This is a genomic window from uncultured Gilliamella sp. (assembly GCA_945271295.1).
In the GTDB taxonomy this organism is placed as follows: Bacteria; Pseudomonadota; Gammaproteobacteria; order Enterobacterales; family Orbaceae; genus Gilliamella.
In genome coordinates this window covers 1-21,845 of record CALYPG010000007.1, presented here as the reverse complement: position 1 = coordinate 21,845, position 21,845 = coordinate 1, and the positions used below count along the sequence as shown (strand labels likewise).

Sequence of the window (21,845 nt, the reverse complement as noted above, 5' to 3'; positions counted from 1 at the left end):
TCTCCTAGCCTTCACTTAATAAACTGGTAGACAAAATACACCATAACCCGGTTAAATCTGCATAATTAATGCTAATGCGCGCCTTTTCGACCACTTTGGGTTTACCATGATAAGCAACGCCCAGCCCGGCAATACGAATCATCATCAAATCATTAGCGCCATCGCCAATCGCAACGGTTTGTTCAATTGGTATATCTAATGACGTCGCTAACTGCTGTAATGTTCTGGCTTTATACTTAGCATCCACTATTTGACCCGCAACTTTACCGGTTAATTTGTTACTTTTGATCTCAAGTTCATTAGCATAAACCGCAACCAGTTTTAATCGTTGTTTTAAGTAATCGGCAAAATAGGTAAAACCACCAGAAGCAATTGCCACATGCCAGTGTTTTTTATGCAGTTCTTTAACTAAATAGGTTAAACCCGGAGTTAACGGTAAATTATCTTTGACTTGATCTAAAATATCTTGCTGCGCACCTTTTAACGTCGCGACGCGTTTACGTAAGCTAGCGGCAAAATCAAGTTCACCACGCATCGCTTGTTCGGTCACTGCCGCCACTTGTTCCCCAACACCGTGTAATTTGGCTAGTTCATCAATGCATTCAATGCCAATCGCCGTTGAATCCATATCCATGACCAGTAATCCGGGTGAATGTAGTGTGGGTAAATTATCAATCGGCGCAACATCAATACCTAATGCCAATGATATAGATTTAGCCTTTTTAGGCATTACGCCAGCAATACGGACAATTTGATAAGTTTTAATCGTCCATGAAGAAACAATCACCATAGGCATAGCCAATCGGTTTTGAAATTTAGACAATATGGTTTTATTTAATTTTCGTCCATAAATAATCCATCCCGTTTTACCAGCATTATAATCAAGCGGTACAACTTCGCAGCCATTTAAAGAAAGTGGTAAACCCTGCCAATGTTGAATATTTTCAGGAAGATCCGTATAGGTAAGCGTGTAAGCCATATTAAAAAGTCTTTAGAACATAAAACAAAGTCAGAATTTATCATATCTACCAATATTTGTCCAAATCTGTGGTTTTTGCGCATATCAACCAAAAAAGGAAATGAAATGGTATATACTCCTGAATAATTTTTACAAAATAACCACTATTTTTATAGTCAAATAGGCCATGTTCTGAAAATTTTTTAATATAAATCGATATCATTATTTACGATTAGATAGTTAATCCCCACACGCTGAGCTGCTCTAACGCTGGCCCTAATCGCTCGCCAAGTGGTGTTAATTTATATATTACTTTTAAAGGTGGTTTATCGCCAAAAACAGTGCGCGTAATTAAACCGTCATCTTCCAGTTTTTTGAGTTGGATACTTAAAGTCATATCCGTAATTTCAGGGATCACTGTTTTTAATTCACAAAAGCGTTTTTCACTTAACAGCAGATAGTAAAGAATTACCCCTTTCCATCTGCCACCAATTAAATCCATCGCCAAACTAATTGGACAATAATAAATTTTATTTTTATAACGTTTTGACGGTCGTTGTTTATCTGTTTGCATGACATATTCCAAACTATCTAATTTGATAGATATTGCGATAAAGTTATTTAGTAATAAACTAATAATAGAAACTATCATTTTAATAGTAAAAAAGGGAAAGGGAATCATTATGGCATTAATTATTTTAGGTCATCCAAACATTGAACAATCTGTGGCTAACAAAACAATTATTGAGAATGTGCAAACCAATATGCCAGATATTGAAATACGCAATATTCATCAACTTTATCCAGACTATCAAATCAATGTCGAAGAAGAACAAGCTGCACTTTTAAGGCATAATCTGATTGTTTTACAATATCCTATGTATTGGTTTAATATGCCAGCTATTTTAAAAATATGGTTCGATGAAGTATTAACTTACCAATTTGCCTATGGCTCTAAAGGCGATAAGTTAAAAAATAAAAAACTGTTACCCAGTTTGACCATTGGAGCCAATCAAGAAGTCTATCAACAAGATGGGCATAATTTAATTGATGATTTTTTACAACCGGTCAAAATCTCAACCATCTATACACAAATGCAATATCTTTCACCAATTTTTATATATGGCGTGTCACCAGTAATTGAAAGTAGCCACGATAAAATAAAAGCGTTAGCGTTAAAGCAAAGCCAACGATTACAGGAAATCATTAAACAACATAGCTGAGTATAATCAAATGTGATGATTAACTAATCAATCATCACATATTCTGAAAATTTTTTAATATATATCGATATAATTATTTATGATTAGATAGTTAATCCCCACAAGCAGAGCTGCTCTAACGCTGGTCCAAATCGTTCGCCTAGTGGTGTCAATTTATATATTACTTTTAAAGGTGGTTTATCGCCAAAAACAGTGCGCGTAATTAAACCGTCATCTTCCAGTTTTTTGAGTTGGATACTTAAAGTCATATCCGTAATTTCAGGGATCACTGTTTTTAATTCACAAAAGCGTTTTTCACTTAACAGCAGATAGTAAAGAATTACCCCTTTCCATCTGCCACCAATTAAATCCATCGCCAAACTAATTGGACAATAATAAATTTTATTTTTATAACGTTTTGACGGTCGTTGTTTATCTGTTTGCATCAAATATTCCTAACTATCTAATTTGATAGATATTGCGATAAAGTTATTTAGTAATAAACTAAAGATAGAAACTATCATTTTAATAGTAAAAAAAGGAAAGGGAATCATTATGGCATTAATTATTTTAGGCCATCCAAACATTGAACAATCAGTGGCTAACAAAACAATTATTGAGAATGTGCAGACCAATATGCCGGATATTGAAATACGCAATATTCATCAACTTTATCCAAACTATCAAATCAATGTCCAAGAAGAACAAGCTGCACTTTTAAGACATAATCTTATTATTTTACAATACCCTTTGTATTGCCTCAATATGCCAGCCATCCTGAAAATATGGTTCGAGCAAGTATTAACTTACCAATTTGCCTATGGTTCTAAAGGCGATAAAAAATTAAAAAATAAAAAACTGTTACCGAGTTTAACCATTGGAGCCAATCAAGAAGTCTATCAACAAGATGGGTATAATTTAGTTGATGATTTTTTACAACCGGTCAAAATCTCAACCATTTATATGCAAATGCAATATCTTTCACCGATTTTCTATATGGCGTGTCACCGGAGATTGAAAGCCACGCTAAAATAAAAGCGTTAGCTGTAAAACATAGCCAACGATTGCAGGAAATCATTAAACAACATAGCTGAGCATAATCAATTGTGATGATTTAGATTAACTTATCGATCATCACATACTATTTTATCATTTAGCATTTATTTAATACGGCATAAAAGAAGCCATCCCCACCCTCTGGTGCTGGTAAAAATTGTTTGATTTCACCTTGTAACTTTGCATCGCCATGCACTTGTAAAAAACGTTCAATTTGTAATTTATTTTCATCTGGTAAGATTGAACAAGTTGCATAAACTAATGTGCCACCAACTTTTAAATAGTGCCAAATTTTGCTTAGAATGGCATATTGTAGCTCAGTTAATTGCGCTATATCGCTATCTCTACGCAACCATTTTATATCAGGATGACGGCGGATAACGCCGGTTGCCGAACAGGGCGCATCGAGCAAAATTCGGTCAAACTGTTGCCCGGCACACCATTTTTCAGGCGTAAGTCCATCTCCGACTTTAACTTCTGCTTGTTGTTTTAAACGTGCCAAATTTTGATAGATACGTTTAACGCGACCGGCATCAATATCAACGGCTAACACGTTAGCTTTGGGGGCAACTTCCAATATATGCGTGGTTTTACCACCTGGTGCGGCACATAAATCTAAAATCTGCTCGCCATCTTGTGGTGCTAATAAGTAGGCCGCATATTGAGCAGAGAGATCTTGCACGGTTACCGCGCCATCATCAAAATACGGTAATTGATTAACGTTGACCGGTGTGAGTAACTGGAGCGCACAAAGTATCTCTGGACAAATTTTAGTTTCAATTTGTTGCAGTTTAAGCAACTGTTGATACTCTTGTGTTGAATAATGTGTTTGATTAACCCGCAACCACATTGGCGGTTTTTGATTATTGGCATGAACAATTGCTTGCCATTGCTGTGGGTAAGCTTGTTTAAGTCGATTTAACAACCAACTTGGGTGCAAGGTTTGACCAACTTGTTGCTTAATATCTTGTCGAAATTTTTGCGGTAACGAGGTTTGCTGGCGCAAAAATTCACGCAGTACGCCATTAATTAAGCCTTTAAAAGGTATTTTTTTCAGTGACTGCACCGCACTAACCGTTTCACCGACCGCGGCATGCTCAGGGATGCGAGTATAAAGGATCTGATAAATGCCAACTAATAATAAATAGTGCAAGATTCGATTTTTTCCGGTTAGTACTTTATTCATCAAGGTATGAACATAAAAATTCAGTTCAGGTAATACGCGCATGACACCAAAACAGATTTCTTGCACTAAAGCGCGATCTTTATCGGCCACCTTATCATTTAAAATAGTCAATGTAGCACTCAGGGAATGCCCTTGTTCAAGTACATTAAAAATGGTTTGAGCACAAACGGCTCGAATATTTGGCTGAGATTTTTTATTCATAAAAGGTCATGACCTTAATTTAGCTAATTTGATTCATTATAAAATTAATGACCCGAGCCAACCAGCTATAAACAGTGGAATATTAAAATGGGTAAAAGTGGGAATAACACTATCGCGAATATGGTCATGTTGCCCATCACTATTTAACCCTGCCGAGGTGGCTAAAATCGTATCCGACGGTGGCGAACCGGCATCACCAATTGCCCCTGATGCACCAATTAAGCATACGGTTGCAACTGGAGAAAATCCAAGTTGTACACACAGTGGCACATAGATGGCGGCAATAATTGGCACCGTTGAAAATGAAGAACCAATACCTAAGGTAATAACCAGACCAACTAACATCATCATAAACGAAGCCACAACTTTATTACCCGCAAATAATTCCGCGCTATTATTAACCAAAGGCTCAATTTCATGAGTTTGTTTTAATACTTCAGCAAAACCTTGCGCAGAAATCATCACAAAGCCAATCATGGCCATCATTTTTATGCCGTCAGTAAATACTCCGTCAGCTTCCCCCCATTTAATTGATCCTGAAACAATAAAGCAAATAAAACCAATTAAGGCACCGAGAATCATTGAACCGGTATAAAGTTGAATGCTAAATGATAACACAATAGCTATTAATGAAATAATAAGTGAACGCGCACTAACATTGGTTGCCGCTTGTGAACTCATGGTTTCATGAATGATTTGATATTGCCTCGGTTTACGATAACTAATAAAAATAGCCCATAATAATCCCATAAACATACCAAAAGCTGGGATTGCCATTGCATGCATCACATTAACATGACTGACATCCATACCGGATGAAATGATATTTTTTAATAATATTTGATTTAAAAAAATATTCCCAAAGCCAACAGGTAAAAACATATATGGCGTGATTAAGCCAAAGGTCATAATGCAGGCAATCATTCGCCGATCGAGTTGTAATCGTGACATTACATATAAAAGTGGCGGAATCAAAAGGGGAATAAAAGCTATGTGGATTGGAATTACGTTTTGTGAGGAAATACTCACTAACGCAATAATAATAATTAATGCCCATTTGATGCGTTTTTTGGCTCCACTTGATGTAAGTTGTTTTACAGCTTTCTCCGCTAATAGTTCTGGTAATCCAGATTTTGAAATGGCAACCGCAAATGCACCGAGCATGGCATAGGAAAGCGCAATGTTTGCACCATTACTAATGCCGGTATTAAAAGCATTAATCGTTTCATTTAACGTGAGATGACTAAACAACCCGCCAACAAATGCCCCTATAATCAAACTAATAACGACATGAACGCGACATAATGACAGTATTAACATACAAATTACTGCCATTACAACGGCATTAATTGATGAGAACAGACTAAGGATAAAATCCATAAAGATACTCAAAATAGACAAACAAACCGTCTATTTTAGGTGATGCAGGTTAAAAGTGCAATTTGTGCTGGTGAGGGCCTATTAGAATAGCTAGCAAAATCAATGTTTATTGAATCATCATTAAATCAAATACAGGTTAATTTTAACCATACTTATTATCTTGCTAATTTATAAATAAATCTATATTTAATATATTAAGGGAATAAAATGTTCAAAAAGTTTATAACACTTTGCTTATCTTTAATAATCTTAAGAGTATCAATTTTATCTTAATAAAGAAATCACTTTATCTTTTTTAAATAAGAAATTAGAAAATCAATTTCATAAATTTGTTTGTGAAAATAATGAATATAAGTATATTTTTTCAGGCAAATTTAGAAGTAATTTATTTGGTGTTGGTCGTTTAGATGTCACTGATGGTCAATTATTATGTGGTGATTAAGATTTAATTAAAAGCCGGTTAAAACAGCAGACAGGTCTTTTATTTGATTAATATAGTGCAATCTAATTTAAGAGCTTCTTATGACAAATCAAATATTAAATCAAACCAAATAGCAAATAATTTGCGACAAGCTCATAACGATTGATTTAATATAACCAGCAGTAATAAATGGAATTTAATGTCTGATAGATAAAAGGTACTTTTATTTTTGAACTTTACTGCCATAAAATTAATATCATTAGTAAAACTATTAAACAAGAAGAAGCAAATTGATTGTTTATTTCTAAATTTAAATTAACACTTTCCATATCATTATAAATATATGAATATTACTTTCAATTTATATAGGTTTTGGCTTATAGGATATTAAATGAAAACACTGAACATAAAAAACATCAAGATAGGTTCTGGAGCACCAAAGATTATAGTTCCAATTGTAGGTAATACTGAAAATGAATTACTTGATGAAATTACATTTTTACAATCTATTGATTTTGATGTTATAGAATGGCGAGTTGATTACTTTAACTTAGTTGACGATATCCAAGCGGTTAAAGATGTAGCGGCAAAAATAGCTCTTCTATTACCTCATAAACCTATTTTATTTACTTTCCGAACCGCAAACGAGGGCGGCGTAAAACCTTGGCCTATTACCTCATACATTGAATTGAATAAAGAAATGGCCCGTAGTGGTTTAGTTGATTTAATTGATGTTGAGGTTTTTATCGGTGATAAATATGTAACAGAGATTATTAATGTTGCCCATCAACACCACGTTTATGTTATTGCATCCAACCATGATTTTCAAAAAACACCATCAAAAAGTGACATTATTTACCGATTACGAAAAATGCAAGATCTTGGTGCTGATATTGTCAAAATTGCGGTTATGCCACAAACAACTGAGGATGTTTTAACCTTACTTTCGGCAACGACTGAAATGTATGAAAAATATGCAACCAAACCAATTATTACTATGTCTATGGCAGGACTTGGGGCAATTAGTCGAGTGGCGGGAACAACATTTGGTTCATCAATGACATTTGGAGTAGCAAAAAATGCTTCTGCGCCTGGTCAATTAGAAGTTAAACAATTACGTGATATACTCGACATATTGTACAAAAATAAAGTTTAATAAAAGAATGATATTTTAATATATTGGTAAAATCGATATTCATATCATATCAACGTACTTTTTTCACCAAGATGCACATAACGTTGATATTATAAATATTGTTATAATACGCCCAAATTGGGTTGTTAAAAGTTACTAAACTATTTAAATCGATCATGTAAAGATGATAGAAATTTACTAACAGTTAAATAATAACAAGTATATACTTAATCACTCTTATGTTTAAAGATAGATAAAAAGAGTCATTTGGTTTTGCAATCTAAAGCGTTTTTTGGGTTGATTACTAGGTTTGCAACTTAATATTTAATTAGATGATTAACAAAAAATAAAAGGTTTATTAGTATGTTTTCTTGGTGGGTTAGAGCTTATTTTTCACTTATTCAAATCCCGGTTAAACTCTTTGTTAAAAGTAAACCTATTCCCACCGATCCGATTTCAGAATTAGATTTAGATATTAGCAAACCTATTTTATATGTATTACCTTACAATTCTAAAATAGATTTAATGGTTGTTCGTTCCTTATGTTTACGTAATCAATTGCCTGATCCCTTGGAAGGTAACGAAATTAATGGTAAAAAAGTGCCAGCTTTTATCTATATTGATAAAGGTCCGGGCATTTTTGCTTCTAATCAGCAACAAAATAAATCGATTGCAATTTTAAGAGATTATATTTCGGCTCATCAACATAACCATGAACTCGATATACAACTGTTACCCGTTTCGGTTATGTTTGGCAGAAGCCCAGATAAAGAAGGTAAGAAAAAACCGTCATTACAAGTTTTGGGGGCAACTTATAAATTATATAAAATAATTGTTTCTGGACGTGACTGTTATACCCGCTTTTCTCGTACTGTATCATTCAAAAATATTCAGGTAGATAATCAGCAAGATTTATCAGTTTTAGCACATAAATTAGCCCGTGTGGCTCGTATTCATTTTGCTAAACAACGAACAGCATCAGTTGGACCAAAACTCCCTGTTCGCCAAGCCATGTTAAATAAATTACTAAATAATGTGGCACTATCAGAGGCAATTCAAGAAGAAGCCAAAAGTAAACATATTAGCCTGGATAAAGCTAAGAAAAATGCGTTATCAATGTTAAATGAAATTGCCGCTAATTTTTCATATCGCATGCTAAGAATCACTGATTTTATCTTAACTTGGGCTTGGCATAGGCTATATCAAGGCTTGAAAGTTACTAATGCAGATCCGGTTCGTGAACTGGCACAAAATGGACATGAGATTGTTTATGCACCGTGCCATCGTAGCCATATGGATTATCTATTATTATCTTATGTGCTTTATCGTCAAGGCTTAGTCCCACCACATATTGCCGCAGGTATTAATTTAAATTTTTGGCCTGCAGGTCCTATTTTTAGACATTTGGGTGCTTTTTTTATTCGTCGTTCATTTAAAGGTAACAAACTTTATACCGCTGTTTTTCGTGAATATTTAGCCGAATTATTTATTCGCGGTTATGCTGTGGAATATTTTATTGAAGGAGGCAGATCGCGAACAGGAAGATTACTCGATCCCAAAACCGGCATGCTCATGATGACTATTCAAACGTTATTACGTGGCGACCCGCGTCCGATTACGGTAGTACCCGTTTATATTGGCTATGAACATGTATTAGAAGTTGCCACCTATGCTAATGAACTGCGTGGTGCCAAAAAACAAAAAGAGAGCTTGTGGCGTACGCTTAATGCATTTTTTAAATTAAAAAAATTAGGTTTTGGTTATGTTAATTTTGGACAACCAATTCCGTTAAATCAATTTTTAACTAATCACATTCCCGACTGGCGTGAAGCTATTGATCCTACAGGGACTCAACGCCCTAATTGGTTAACGCCAACAACTAACCTGTTAGCAACGCAAATTATGCAGAGAATCAATGCCTCAGCAGCCATTAATGCCATGAATTTATGTTGCTCCATTTTACTTGCTGCAGATCAACGTGCTCTGACTAAAGTCAGATTACTTGAAAACATTAACTATTTACTGAGATTATTAAAAAATATTCCTTATTCTAATTTAATTACCATACCTGATGAAACTGCGGAACAACTTTTTGAGCATGCTAAAGAGATGGGGAAATTTGTAATAACGACTGATGAAGTGGGTGAAATAGTTGGTTTAACTACCGAGCAAGCAGTATTAATGACTTATTATCGTAATAATATTCAACACTTACTTATCATTCCTGCCATAGTGGCAAGAATAATAATCAAACATAATAGAATTTCATTAGATGAAGTTATACATCAAGTAAAACTGCTTTATCCATTAATTAAATCTGAATTATTTCTTTATCAAAACGAAGAACAACTAGTCACTTATGTACAGCAAATTATACATAGTTATGCAGAGTTAAATTTGATTAACTATTCACCAGATAAATTGGTGCTCAATTACTTAAAAATGTCAGGAATGCAGTTAATCGCATCCTCATCGAGAGATACTTTACAGCGTTACGCGATTGCGTTTTCATTGTTACAAAAAGATCCAACCATTAATAGATCATCTCTTGAAAAAGAAGCCCGTTTAATTGCTGAGCGATTATCTGTGCTACATGGAATTAATGCCCCTGAATTCTTTGATAAAGGCGTATTTTCAATACTGGTTGCCTCTTTAAGAGAGCAAGGCTATTTAGATGATAAAGATGGCGCTAACCTTCAAAAAATTGACAAAATGAATGACATACTTAAACCGCTCATTACCACTCGTGTTATGCAAACAATTGACGAAATCAATCCATTAAAAAGCTAATCATAAATTTAACTTTTTTATTGAGTCAGTTCATTAAATACCGAACTGACTTCTTATAAAACAATTTATTGTTTTTTTTGACACATCTCAAAAAACAACAATTCTTTCCTGTTTTTTCCTTTATTTCCAGTTGATAAAAGATTATCATTAATTTTAGTAAGGTTATTTACAACTTTTAGAATAATAAATTAAATAATGTAATGTCAGCTTTCTAAGGAGTTCATATGCTACTTAACCGTAGACAGTTCTTTAAGATCTGTGCTGGTGGTATGGCTGGAACAACAGTGGCCACTCTTGGGCTTGCACCCAATATCGCCCTTGCACAAACTCGCCAATATAAATTGTTAAAATCAAAAGAAACTCGTAACAACTGCACCTATTGTTCTGTTGGTTGTGGCATGCTTCTTTATAGTCGCGGAGATGGCGCCAAAAATGCCGAATCCTCTATTTTTCATATTGAAGGTGATCCTGATCATCCCGTCAGCCGTGGTTCTCTTTGCCCTAAAGGCGCTGGTGTTCTCGATTATATCAAGAGTGAAAATCGCGTTAAATATCCGCAATACCGTGCACCGGGCTCAGATAAATGGCAACGTATTAGTTGGGAAGAAGCTATCGATCGTATCGCTAGATTAATGAAAGCCGATCGTGATAAAAATTTTGTTGAGAAAAATGAAAAAGGCACTACGGTTAATCGTTGGACCACAACGGGGTGGTTGGTTACTTCTGCTGCCAGTAATGAAACGGGTTGGTTAGCATTTAAAGTTGCACGTTCTTTAGGCATGTTAAGTCTGGAAACCCAAGCAAGGGTCTGTCATGGGCCATCGGTATCGAGCTTAGCGGCAACTTTTGGTCGTGGCGCCATGACCAATAACTGGAACGATATTAAAAATGCCAATGTAGTTATCGTTATGGGGGGGAATGCGGCTGAAGCGCATCCGGTTGGTTTTAAATGGGCGATAGAAGCCAAAATCACTAATGGCGCCGAGCTAATTGCCATAGACCCACGCTTTCATCGTACCGCATCAGTTGCTGATCATTATGTGCCAATCCGTTCTGGATCTGACATTACATTTCTGCTGGGGGTTATCAATTACCTTATTACACATAATGAAGTTAATTTCGAATATTTAGTCACCCATAGTAATGCAAGCTTGATTGTGCGAGATGACTTTAATTTTGATGTTAGTAGCGGGCTGTTTAGTGGCTATGATGCCAATAATCGACAATATGATCAAACCAGCTGGGCCTATCAAACAGATGACCAGGGTTACGCGCTACGTGATAAGACACTTAATCATCCTCGCTGTGTTTGGAACTTACTGAAACAACATGTGAGCCGCTATACACCAGCAATGGTAAATAAGATCACCGGTAGTCCTGTCGAGAGTTTTTTACATGTTTGTCGCTCACTGGCTAGTACTAAAACCAATGACCGGGCCGCTACTTTTTTATATGCATTAGGTTGGACACAGCATACTTATGGTACGCAGATTATTCGCACCGCCGCGATGATTCAATTAATACTTGGTAATATTGGGGTAATGGGTGGTGGTATTAACGCGCTACGTGGACATTCAAACATTCAAGGTTTAACCGATGTAGGGTTGTTATCCAATCGTTTACCGGCTTATCTTGATTTACCTAAAGACTCGCAAGTTTCACTGGAACAATATTTAGCGGAAAAAACGCCTAAACCACTTGGCCCCAGCGAAGTTAATTTTTGGGGAAATTATCCAAAATTCTTTGTTAGTTTTATGAAATCCATGTTTGGTGATAACGCCACTAAGGATAATGATTGGGGATTTGATTGGTTACCGAAATGGGATAAGACCTATGATATCTTAAGATTCAGTAAAATGATGCGTGATGGTCAAGCCAATGGCTTTATTTGTCAAGGTTTCAACCCTCTAGCCGCGCTGCCAGATAAAAATAGTATCCGTGAAGGCTTATCCAATTTAAAATTCTTGGTTAACATCGATCCTATGCCAACCGAAACTGCTGAGTTTTGGCAAAATCATGGTGAATCAAATGATGTTGATCCTAGCAAAATTCAAACCGAAGTATTCCGGCTCCCAGCTAACTGTTTTGCTGAAGAAAATGGCACCATTGTTAACTCTTCTCGTTGGTTACAATGGCACTGGGCGGCCGCCAGACCGCCCTATGATGCCTTATACGATCCAGAAATTATTGCTCGCATCTTTCTAAGGATTAAACAGCTATATGCTGAAGAAGGCGGTACTTATCATGAACCGATTGATAATTTAGTTTGGGATTATCAAGATCCGCAAGGACCGGCTGCGGAAGAGCTGGCTAAAGATTATAATGGTAAAGCGCTCGCTGATCTTACTGATGCCAACGGTAATATTATTCTCAAAAAAGGTCAGCAACTTAGTGGTTTTTCGCAACTGAAAGCGGATGGTACCACTTCTTCAGGCATTTGGATATTCTGTGGTTCTTGGACAGAACAAGGCAACCAAATGGCCAGACGTGATCCAAGTGACCCTTCAGGTAAAGGGGTACATAGTGGTTGGGCTTGGGCTTGGCCAATGAATCGGCGCGTACTTTATAATCGCGCTTCTGCTGATGAAAATGGCAAACCATGGGATCCTAATCGCGTATTAATCAAATGGAATGGTTCAAGTTGGGAAGGTAATGATGTTGCTGATTTTACTGCAACTTTACCGCCAAGTTCGGGCGCGGGGGCCTTTATTATGAATAATGATGGTTTAGGTGGTTTATTCTGTTTAAACCGTTTAGTTGATGGGCCGTTCCCTGAACATTATGAACCATTTGAGACACCAATTTCCAATAATCCACTGCATCCAAAACAGGTTAATAGCCCTGTAGCTAGAGCCTTTAAAGAAGATTTAGCACGTTTAGGTAATGCCAATGAATTCCCTTATGTTGGTACAACTTATAGTATTACCGAACATTTCCATTTCTGGACTCAGCATGCAAGACTCGCTTCAATCACTCAGCCCGAACAATTTATTGAATTAAGCGAAAATCTGGCTAAGAAAAAAGGTATTAAATTAGGTGATACGGTAAAAGTAACCTCGTATCGGGGTTATATTAAGGCCAAAGCTGTAGTGACCAAGCGACTTCCAACGTTAACTGTTGATGGCAGGGAGATCGAAACCATTGGAATTCCTATTGTCTGGGGATTCACTGGGCAAACTAAGAAAGGTTTTTTGGTGAATGAATTAACACCACATTTAGGTGATGCTAATTCTCAAACTCCAGAATATAAATCATTCTTAGTTAATATCGAAAAAGTTACTGTCGCGGCATAAAAAGAGGAGACTAAATTATGTCATTACAAACTCAAGATATTATTCGCCGCTCAGCAACCAATTCGTTAACGCCTGCTCCGCGTGCCCGAGATTATCAACAAGAAGTCGCTAAATTAATTGATGTTACCACCTGCATTGGTTGTAAAGCATGTCAAGTCGCCTGTAGTGAATGGAACGATCTACGAGCCGAAATCGGTCATACTGTAGGTGTCTATGATAACCCTGCCGATTTAGCACCTAAAGCTTGGACAGTAATGCGTTACTCAGAAGTCGAGGTGAATGGTAAATTTGAATGGCTTATTCGCAAAGATGGCTGTATGCACTGCGCCGATCCGGGTTGTTTAAAAGCATGTCCATCTGAGGGCGCTATCATTCAATATGCTAATGGTATTGTCGATTTCCAGTCTGAGCACTGTATTGGCTGTGGTTACTGTATTGCTGGTTGTCCGTTTAATATCCCTCGTGTAAGCAAAGAGGATAATCACTCGTACAAATGTACATTATGTGTTGATCGTGTATCTGTCGGCCAAGAACCAGCCTGTGTAAAAACGTGCCCTACTGGTGCTATTCATTTTGGTACTAAGCAAGATATGATTAGGCACGCCGAACACCGCATTGTAGATTTAAAAAAACGTGGTTTTGAACATGCCGGACTTTATAATCCTGAGGGCGTTGGCGGAACACATGTCATGTATGTACTGCACCATGCAGATCAACCCGAACTCTATCGCGGCTTACCAAAAGATCCACAGATTAGCGAAATCGTTAAATTCTGGAAAGGTGCTTGGAAACCACTTTCTGCCGCAACATTTGTCGCCACCTTTGCTGGTTTACTGTTTCACTATATGGGAGTCGGAGCGATTGAAGTCGATGACGAAGATATAGAAAACGAACAAGAAGCTGATAGGCAAGCGCGACAACGATTAGGATTACCTATTTTCGGTGGCAAAAATAGTACCAGCTCATCGCAACAGGAGAACCGCCATGAATAAGAAAAACATGATTTTAAGAACGCCGCTTATAGTACGTTTCTGTCATTGGTGTATGGTTTGCCTGTTTATTTTAACCGCACTATCTGGTTTATCTTTATTTTTTCCATCCATTAAACTATTTGGGCTAGTGTTAGGTACACCACAATTAGTTCGGACTCTACATCCAATTATTGGTTGTATTGTATTTGTCATGTTGATGTTTATGTTTTTAAAACTCGCTCATCACAATATTCCTAATAAGGATGATATCTTGTGGCTCAAGAACTTTAAAAAAGTGATTATGGGTAAAGAAGAAGGCATTCCCATTGGTAAATATAATATCGGACAGAAGTTTTTATTCTGGTGCATTATGGGATTAATCTCGGTATTATTTGTCACTGGCATGATAATGTGGCGTCGGTATGTTTCAGATTATTTCCCAGTTCAGGTGGTTAGGATTGCTATATTTTTCCATTCGTTAGCTGCCATTGGATTGATTTTACTTGCTATTGGTCATGCCTATATGGCTATTTGGGTTAAAGGCTCAATTAAAGGTATGATAACTGGTTATGTTTCCCGTGCATGGGCGCGTAAAAACCACTCGGCTTGGTATGAGCAAGAAATGAAACAAGTTTATCAAAAAGAATTAAAAAATAATGAAAAAACAAAATCAGAGTCACCCGAAATAGAGCACAAACCAGCTTAGGAGTAAGCGGTACACTTCAATAGTTAATTCCGCTGTTGGTTATCAGCGGAATTAATTAATTTTTGATAGATGGTCAATCTATGGAAAAAATAATTAATAATGGCAAGCTAAAATGAGCATAAAAATCATCCCACAACAACTTGAACAACAAACCACCAATTCTATTGTTAGAAAAATCCCATTATTATTTTATCCTTTGCCAAATACCCTCTATATTCATAGAGCCAAGCGCTTACAATCTTTAGCCAAAGAAAGTCCATTGAGTGATTACTTAAATTTTTGTGCTTCCATTGCTGAAGGGCAAGCTAATATAGTCAAACTTAAACCGATCCAAATGGATTTAGCAGATGCGCTGCATAAAGATCAACCACCATTAAGTTTAGATGCATTGCCTTTAACGACTATATGGCAAGATTATTTAACATTACTATTAACTTCATTTGCTCAAACTACGTCAGAAATTGCTCAAACCATTGAACAACTGCAACAAAATAGTGTACAGCAATTACAAGATAAGGCTTTATCTTTACTAACAGGTAAATTTGAACAAGTCGCGGGTAATGAATCACTGTTTATTTGGAGTGCATTATCAGTTTATTACAGCCAACTAGCGAGTCAAATCAAAGGTACTGCAATTGCGGAAAATACAGATAAACATTGGTTTTGCCCTGTTTGTAATAGCCTGCCAGTTGCCAGTGTAATTCAATTAGGTAATAACAGTGGGTTACGTTATCTACATTGTAGCTTATGTGAAAGCGAATGGTATGTTCCCCGAGTAAAATGTACCAGTTGCGATAATATGCAAGATATCCAATATTTTTCACTCGAGAATGAGCTAGCAGCGATTAAAACTGAATGTTGTGAAGCTTGTCATGGTTATTTGAAAATCTTAGATCAAGACAAAGACCCGCATATTGAAGTTGTTGCTGATGATATTGCTTCACTTATATTAGATATGAAAACTGAAGAGGAAGGTTTTGTTAAAAGTGGCATTAATCCTTTTGTTTTTTCCTGAAAGAATATAAATCGTTTAAAGCAATTATTTATGAAGTTAAATTATCATCACCTACAAAAAAGACTTGGCTTTAAAACACCTTATGAAGCCTTTTACCATCTCGATTCGCACTTAGCTTTTGAACCTGCAATATAAAAATGACTCAAACATACCCTTTTCCTGAAACTTCTTAACATTACTATCATTTCTTTCAGAATTAAACCAACTTTAAAATAATTTATAATAAAACCAAAATACAACTTAACATTTTTATTTAATCACGTTAGAATAAAACTATTGTACTAGTTTATGAGTGTGAATATGAAACGAATTACGCTATTAATAGTTATATTATTACTAACACCTTTTTTCAGTCTGGCTGATTCTATAAAAAATGTTGCGATTACAGCAATTGTTGAACATCCTTCATTAGATCAAATCCGCGATGGCGTCAAAGACGAATTAGTAGAAAGTGGTTATAAATTAAATGATGATGTGCACGTACAATACAAAAGCGCCCAAGGTAGTAGTGCCACCGCCGCCCAAATTGCCAGGCAATTTGTTGCAGCCAAACCAGATGTAATTGTCGCCATCGCAACACCAAGTGCACAAGCAACTGCAGCAGCCACAAAACAAATTCCAATTGTTTTTGCAGGAATTACTGACCCGCTGGCGGCTAAATTAATCAAAAATTGGGAAGCAAGTGGAACAAATATTACTGGTGTTTCAGATTATCAAGAAACAGGGCCACAAATTGAATTTATGCAAAAAATCGTTCCTGGTGTTAAATCAGTAGGCTATATTTACAGCCCTAGTGAAATCAACTCAACTATTGTGTTAAAGAACTTACAAGTACTACTTGCTAAACAAAATATTACCCTTATTGCGGTTCCGGCACAACGTACTGCGGATATTTCAACTGCCGCAAATACCCTAAAAGGTAAAGTGGATTTAATTTATACGACAACTGACAATAATGTCGTTTCTGCTTATGAAGCATTAGTAAAATTTGCCAATGAAAATAAAATTCCTTTATTAGCCTCATTTCCTGATGCAATTGAACGCGGTGCTGTCGCCGCTTATGGTATGAGTTACTATGATGTGGGACGTCAATCAGGTAAGTTAGTGGTGCGGGTATTGAAAGGCGAAAAACCAGGAGAGATTGTTCCAGAAATTGGGCAAACATTACGTTTGGTATTAAATACTGAGGCCGCCAAAAAACAAGGAGTCACTTTATCACCTGAGGTCATTCAATCGGCTTATAAAGTTATTAACCAATAATGTTAACGCTTGGTTTTAGCCAACAATAATAGTATTTTTATCGATATTTCTTTTGCTCACAACTTGTGAGCAAAATCTGTTTATACTTCTTATCAACTTGATAACCAATGATATAGTTGCTTAACTATCTAAAAATTTAGCTATGTAATTTATAATTTACACTTTGCTCTCTTTTTTAATCTAGAAAATTATCATAATATGCTTTATAGTAAAGCAATATTTAGTTTAGTTGTAAAAAAAAAATTACAGAGGTACCAACATGCGTAAATCTATTATAAAAATAGCTATGTTATTGAGTTTATCGGTTATAGCTTTTTCATCCTCAGCAGATCCTAAAGTTGAACAAAAATATGTTGCTATTACTGCAATTGTCGAGCACCCAGCACTAGATAATGTGCGTAAGGGAGTCGAAGATGAGTTAAAAGACAATGGTTATATTGCCGGCAAAAATTTGAAATTACAATTTCAAAGTGCTCAAGGCAGTAGTGCTAATGCTGCGCAAATAGCTAAGCAGTTTGTTGCTAATAAACCAGATGTTATTGTGGGTATTGCAACACCAAGTACTCAAGCTTTAGTGGCAACAACCAAACTTATTCCTATCGTTTTCACCGCTGTTACTGATCCTGTGGCCGCGAAATTAACCCCAAGCTGGGACGCATCAAAAACTAATGTCACCGGTGTTTCCGATGCTTTACCCTTAGAAACACAAATTGATATGATGTTAAAAATTAAACCTGATGCCAAAAATATTGGTTATGTTTACAGTCCAAGTGAAATAAATTCAACAATTGTTCTTAAAGAGCTACAAATTGCACTTGAAAAACGTGGGATGAAAATTATAGCCGCACCAGCTCAACGCACTTCGGATATATCAACAGCAGCCCGAAGCTTAAAAGGGAAAGTAGATCTAATCTATACGACTACCGATAACAATGTTGTTTCGGCTTATGAAGCTTTAGCAAAAATTGCTAACGAAAGTAAAATCCCTCTTCTTGCTTCAGATCCTGATTCCGCTGAACGAGGTGCGATTGCAGCATTAGGTATGAGTTATTATGATCTTGGACGTCAAGCGGGTAAAATCGTTATTCGTATACTTAATGGTGAAAAACCTGGTGATATTCCGTCACAAGTCGGTAATATTACTCAATTGACGATTAATACTAAAGCTGCTGAACGTCAAGGCGTTACATTATCTGATGATGTACTAAAATCAGCTGCAAAAATTGTCGAAAAATAATTACATCTCATACATAACCATACCGCCAATTTGTGGCGGTTATTTTTAATGGATTTTTTTCATGTCGTTTGAATTTTTATTAGGTTCATTAGGTATTGGACTTATTTATGCGCTGGTTAGCTTAGGCGTTTTCATTTCCTTTCGTCTGCTCGATTTTCCAGACTTAACTGCTGATGCTAGTTTTCCACTTGGTGGTGCTATCTGCGGTTTATGCATTTATGTTGGGATTGATCCCTGGTTAGCTACTTTATTAGGTATGTTAGCGGGTTGTGCAGCAGGTGCAGCCACTGGATTGCTGTATGTTAAACTCAATATATTACAATTACTTTCCAGTATTATTGTGATGATAGGGCTTTATTCTATTAATTTAAGAATATTAGGTATTGGTCCATACCTTATGAATGAAACGCCACGATTGGCAGGCTCACCAAATCTGCCATTACTGGATGCTAAAACGATATTCTCGCCATTTATTTGTGAAGACTATAGTAATCAATATATTGTTCAACCTCTGATAGTATTAGGATTTGTGATCGTATTTTGGTTATTACTTAATTTATTCCTTAATACCCAAATGGGCTTAGCGTTAAGAGCAACAGGTACTAATCAACGTATGGCGAAAGCGCAAGGTATTCCAACAGGAAGGATTACCATTTTAGGTATGGCCATATCAAATGGGTTAATCGCACTTGGCGGTTCACTATTTGTCCAAACACAAGGTGGAGCTGATATTACTATTGGTGTTGGAACTATCGTTATTGGACTTGCTTCAATTATAATTGGTGAAAGTATATTCCCAACCAAACGTATTTGGGCAGTAATGCTTGCTGTTATTTTTGGTTCTATTTTATATCGTCTGTTTATTGCATTTGCACTAAGTAATGAGTTTCTACAAGAAATCGGTGTAGGGACAGAAGATCTTAATCTTATCACCGCAATATTAGTGGTGCTTGCATTAGTATTACCAAAACAATTAAAAAAATACTCGAAAAAAAGAGGAAGTAAACATGATTAAAGTTGGACAATTACAATTAACTTTTAATCAAGGAACACCGATTGAAAATCATGTTTTACGAGGATTAAACCTTAATATTAGTGAAGGAGAGTTTGTAACAATTATTGGCAGTAATGGGGCTGGAAAAAGTTCATTACTTAATGTAATTAGTGGTGATTTGCTTGCTGACTCGGGACATGTAATGATTAATGATAAAGACGTGACCCGTTGGCCAGCATGGAAACGCGCAGGAATGGTTGCTAGAGTATTTCAAGATCCTATGGTAGGCACCTGTGAAAATCTGACTATAGAGGAAAATCTAGCTATTGCATATAATCGTGGTAATCGTTATACATTATATCCTGCACTTAATCGTAAGATTAGAGCTATCTTTAAAGATAAGCTGGCTACTTTAAATTTAGGTCTTGAAAATAGATTATCAGATATGATGGGGCTCCTATCTGGAGGACAAAGGCAAGCAGTGAGCTTATTAATGTCAACTTTACAACCATCGAAAATATTACTGCTTGATGAACATACTGCCGCACTTGATCCGAAAACTGCACAATTCGTTTTAGAACTCACTAATGAAATTGTTTCCAACCATCATTTAACCACCATGATGGTTACTCATTCAATGAAACAAGCCTTAGAATATGGTTCAAGAACAGTTATGCTTCATCAAGGTCAAGTTGTACTTGATGTATCGGGAGAAAAACGAGATAAATTAACCGTAACAGATTTATTAGATATGTTTGAAAAAGTACGCGGAGAAAAAGTAACGGATGATGCGCTACTTTTAGGGTAAGAATCAATAAGCAATATTTCATAAAAAAATATTGCTTATTTTTATTATAGGCAATTAGTTTGTTACTTTTTCTATTATATTTCAAAAGACATCATCTATTAGAGGCAAAATACTGAGAATAAATCCAATTAAATTCGATAATAAAAAAGCTCAGATTTCATCATGCTTTTTATAGATGATTGCAAACGGGTTTTAACTAATGTATTAAACTAGGGTCATTCTTATAATTTGTTCGATTATTCTGCAAAATGAGAATGTGATTAAAGCTAGCTTAATTTTTGCCGTACCGCCATTAAAGAAAATCCTAATAAATTTTTACCTTGCCATGTTAACGGATTATCAATATTAGGTGTATTTTGTGGTAATCCAATTCCCCATATTTTATCTACTGGGCTTGCCTCAACTAACACTCTTTCTTGGGTAGATAATAAGAAATTTGCTAATTGCTTATTTTGAGAGAACTTTGCCAAATTACCTGCGATAACAATAGATAAGCACTGTTCATTCCATATCTGAGGTACAAATCCTTTCACTTGTCGACCAAGAGATTTAGCTAAACCTGGATTAGTCGATTTAAGAATATCTTGCAATACATTTTGATCATTAAATAATCTAGCTTTCTCTGCCATCATATAATGCTCAGCAGTTGCATAATAAATGTCATCGACTACAAAACCACTAGGATACCATTGACTAAAACAGGCCTTAGTTATTATAGAAGCAGGTTCCTTTTGAGTATGTCCCCAAAAATATACATATTTAAAACGCTCTCCATTACTATAACGCTGGCATAACTTTTGAATATCCATTATTTCTCCTTTTGCAACCGAAGGATATATTATAATAATTATATGCTTTACAGTATATGATGAAAAACATACTATTTTTTAAACTGTATACTAATAATTCGGCTTTTTTATTACCTTATACCTTAAAATAAATAGTTATTGGCAGTAATTAAGTAAATTAGTATCAATATTAAAACACTGTGGTTTGGTTACTAAACTCATCAATAAGCCAGTAACTTTTTATTTAAAATGATTATTTACATTAGATTTGATTATGTAGCACAGCTATTAACTTGTTTTATCACTGATGGAAAAAATAAGAGATTTAGTTACTATTTTCGAATTAAAAATCAGAGTTAACGAAATCAAATAGATAATTTGAATTATCTATTATTCACTCCCTAAACAAATCGAACTATAAAGCTAAAATAACAAAATAAATTA

16 protein-coding genes and 2 pseudogenes are annotated in these 21,845 nt (G+C 35.7%); 12 read left to right on the top strand and 6 right to left on the bottom strand.

What is annotated here, in order from left to right:
- Positions 1-4: 4 nt before the first annotated feature.
- Entirely contained in the window at positions 5-979 is a 975-nt protein-coding gene (serB, locus tag Q0K76_RS05380) for a phosphoserine phosphatase (RefSeq protein ID WP_294612554.1), read from the bottom strand.
- A 211-nt stretch (positions 980-1,190) separates the two neighbouring features.
- Complete coding sequence (locus tag Q0K76_RS05375; RefSeq protein WP_294612551.1) at positions 1,191-1,532, bottom strand: helix-turn-helix domain-containing protein; 342 nt, start codon at positions 1,530-1,532, stop codon at positions 1,191-1,193.
- Between the two features lie 109 nt (positions 1,533-1,641).
- Here Q0K76_RS05375 and Q0K76_RS05370 point away from each other — a divergent pair, with 109 nt between their 5' ends.
- Entirely contained in the window at positions 1,642-2,181 is a 540-nt protein-coding gene (locus tag Q0K76_RS05370) for an NAD(P)H-dependent oxidoreductase (RefSeq protein WP_294612546.1), read from the top strand.
- An 83-nt stretch (positions 2,182-2,264) separates the two neighbouring features.
- On the opposite strand, the gene Q0K76_RS05365 is transcribed toward Q0K76_RS05370, so the two are convergent.
- Complete coding sequence (locus Q0K76_RS05365) at positions 2,265-2,606, bottom strand: helix-turn-helix domain-containing protein (protein WP_294612543.1); 342 nt, start codon at positions 2,604-2,606, stop codon at positions 2,265-2,267.
- 109 nt (positions 2,607-2,715) lie between these two features.
- Between Q0K76_RS05365 and Q0K76_RS05360 the strand changes: the two are divergent.
- Positions 2,716-3,254, top strand: a pseudogene (locus Q0K76_RS05360) (NAD(P)H-dependent oxidoreductase).
- 59 nt (positions 3,255-3,313) lie between these two features.
- Here Q0K76_RS05360 and rsmB read toward each other — a convergent pair.
- Positions 3,314-4,603 carry a 16S rRNA (cytosine(967)-C(5))-methyltransferase RsmB gene (rsmB, locus tag Q0K76_RS05355; RefSeq protein WP_294612537.1) on the bottom strand — a complete coding sequence of 430 codons (1,290 nt, stop codon included), beginning with the start codon at positions 4,601-4,603 and terminating at the stop codon, positions 3,314-3,316.
- Positions 4,604-4,639: 36 nt separating this feature from the next.
- Positions 4,640-5,983, bottom strand: coding sequence for a Na+/H+ antiporter family protein (locus tag Q0K76_RS05350; protein ID WP_294612534.1), 1,344 nt, complete (start codon positions 5,981-5,983; stop codon positions 4,640-4,642).
- Positions 5,984-6,795: 812 nt separating this feature from the next.
- Here Q0K76_RS05350 and aroD point away from each other — a divergent pair.
- The 10 genes and pseudogenes from aroD (at position 6,796) to Q0K76_RS05300 (ending at position 20,613) form a co-directional block, all read left to right on the top strand.
- A complete protein-coding gene (gene aroD / locus Q0K76_RS05345) occupies positions 6,796-7,560 on the top strand; it encodes a type I 3-dehydroquinate dehydratase (RefSeq protein WP_294612531.1) in 765 nt (254 codons plus the stop codon).
- Between the two features lie 342 nt (positions 7,561-7,902).
- On the top strand, positions 7,903-10,329 hold the full coding sequence (plsB, locus tag Q0K76_RS05340) for a glycerol-3-phosphate 1-O-acyltransferase PlsB (protein ID WP_294612528.1): 2,427 nt from the start codon (positions 7,903-7,905) through the stop codon (positions 10,327-10,329).
- Positions 10,330-10,553: 224 nt separating this feature from the next.
- Positions 10,554-13,622, top strand: a complete 3,069-nt coding sequence (fdnG, locus tag Q0K76_RS05335; RefSeq protein WP_294612525.1) for a formate dehydrogenase-N subunit alpha — start codon at positions 10,554-10,556, stop codon at positions 13,620-13,622.
- A gap of 17 nt (positions 13,623-13,639) precedes the next feature.
- Positions 13,640-14,521 (top strand): annotated as a pseudogene (fdxH, locus tag Q0K76_RS05330) (formate dehydrogenase subunit beta); the annotation flags it as partial.
- 85 nt (positions 14,522-14,606) lie between these two features.
- Positions 14,607-15,299 (top strand): formate dehydrogenase subunit gamma, encoded by a 693-nt coding sequence (locus Q0K76_RS05325; protein WP_294612519.1) that lies wholly within the window; start codon positions 14,607-14,609, stop codon positions 15,297-15,299.
- A 112-nt stretch (positions 15,300-15,411) separates the two neighbouring features.
- Positions 15,412-16,314 (top strand): formate dehydrogenase accessory protein FdhE, encoded by a 903-nt coding sequence (fdhE, locus tag Q0K76_RS05320; protein WP_294612516.1) that lies wholly within the window; start codon positions 15,412-15,414, stop codon positions 16,312-16,314.
- Between the two features lie 300 nt (positions 16,315-16,614).
- Complete coding sequence (locus Q0K76_RS05315; protein WP_294612513.1) at positions 16,615-17,574, top strand: ABC transporter substrate-binding protein; 960 nt, start codon at positions 16,615-16,617, stop codon at positions 17,572-17,574.
- A 286-nt stretch (positions 17,575-17,860) separates the two neighbouring features.
- A complete protein-coding gene (locus Q0K76_RS05310) occupies positions 17,861-18,811 on the top strand; it encodes an ABC transporter substrate-binding protein (protein WP_363322403.1) in 951 nt (316 codons plus the stop codon).
- Positions 18,812-18,872: 61 nt separating this feature from the next.
- Complete coding sequence (locus Q0K76_RS05305; protein WP_294612507.1) at positions 18,873-19,826, top strand: ABC transporter permease; 954 nt, start codon at positions 18,873-18,875, stop codon at positions 19,824-19,826.
- Entirely contained in the window at positions 19,819-20,613 is a 795-nt protein-coding gene (locus tag Q0K76_RS05300) for an ABC transporter ATP-binding protein (RefSeq protein WP_294612504.1), read from the top strand. Before Q0K76_RS05305 ends, Q0K76_RS05300 begins: the two co-directional genes overlap by 8 nt.
- Before the next feature lie 266 nt (positions 20,614-20,879).
- On the opposite strand, the gene Q0K76_RS05295 is transcribed toward Q0K76_RS05300, so the two are convergent.
- Entirely contained in the window at positions 20,880-21,422 is a 543-nt protein-coding gene (locus Q0K76_RS05295) for an NADAR family protein (protein ID WP_294612501.1), read from the bottom strand.
- Between the last annotated feature and the right edge of the window lie 423 nt (positions 21,423-21,845).

Bases quoted from the DNA above. Each gene is read 5' to 3' on its own strand.
- serB (WP_294612554.1), bottom strand. From the start codon at position 979: ATGGCTTACACGCTTACCTATACGGATCTTCCTGAAAATATTCAACAT.
- Q0K76_RS05375 (WP_294612551.1), bottom strand. From the start codon at position 1,532: ATGCAAACAGATAAACAACGACCGTCAAAACGTTATAAAAATAAAATT.
- Q0K76_RS05370 (WP_294612546.1), top strand. From the start codon at position 1,642: ATGGCATTAATTATTTTAGGTCATCCAAACATTGAACAATCTGTGGCT.
- Q0K76_RS05365 (WP_294612543.1), bottom strand. From the start codon at position 2,606: ATGCAAACAGATAAACAACGACCGTCAAAACGTTATAAAAATAAAATT.
- rsmB (WP_294612537.1), bottom strand. From the start codon at position 4,603: ATGAATAAAAAATCTCAGCCAAATATTCGAGCCGTTTGTGCTCAAACC.
- Q0K76_RS05350 (WP_294612534.1), bottom strand. From the start codon at position 5,983: ATGGATTTTATCCTTAGTCTGTTCTCATCAATTAATGCCGTTGTAATG.
- aroD (WP_294612531.1), top strand. From the start codon at position 6,796: ATGAAAACACTGAACATAAAAAACATCAAGATAGGTTCTGGAGCACCA.
- plsB (WP_294612528.1), top strand. From the start codon at position 7,903: ATGTTTTCTTGGTGGGTTAGAGCTTATTTTTCACTTATTCAAATCCCG.
- fdnG (WP_294612525.1), top strand. From the start codon at position 10,554: ATGCTACTTAACCGTAGACAGTTCTTTAAGATCTGTGCTGGTGGTATG.
- Q0K76_RS05325 (WP_294612519.1), top strand. From the start codon at position 14,607: ATGAATAAGAAAAACATGATTTTAAGAACGCCGCTTATAGTACGTTTC.
- fdhE (WP_294612516.1), top strand. From the start codon at position 15,412: ATGAGCATAAAAATCATCCCACAACAACTTGAACAACAAACCACCAAT.
- Q0K76_RS05315 (WP_294612513.1), top strand. From the start codon at position 16,615: ATGAAACGAATTACGCTATTAATAGTTATATTATTACTAACACCTTTT.
- Q0K76_RS05310 (WP_363322403.1), top strand. From the start codon at position 17,861: ATGTTATTGAGTTTATCGGTTATAGCTTTTTCATCCTCAGCAGATCCT.
- Q0K76_RS05305 (WP_294612507.1), top strand. From the start codon at position 18,873: ATGTCGTTTGAATTTTTATTAGGTTCATTAGGTATTGGACTTATTTAT.
- Q0K76_RS05300 (WP_294612504.1), top strand. From the start codon at position 19,819: ATGATTAAAGTTGGACAATTACAATTAACTTTTAATCAAGGAACACCG.
- Q0K76_RS05295 (WP_294612501.1), bottom strand. From the start codon at position 21,422: ATGGATATTCAAAAGTTATGCCAGCGTTATAGTAATGGAGAGCGTTTT.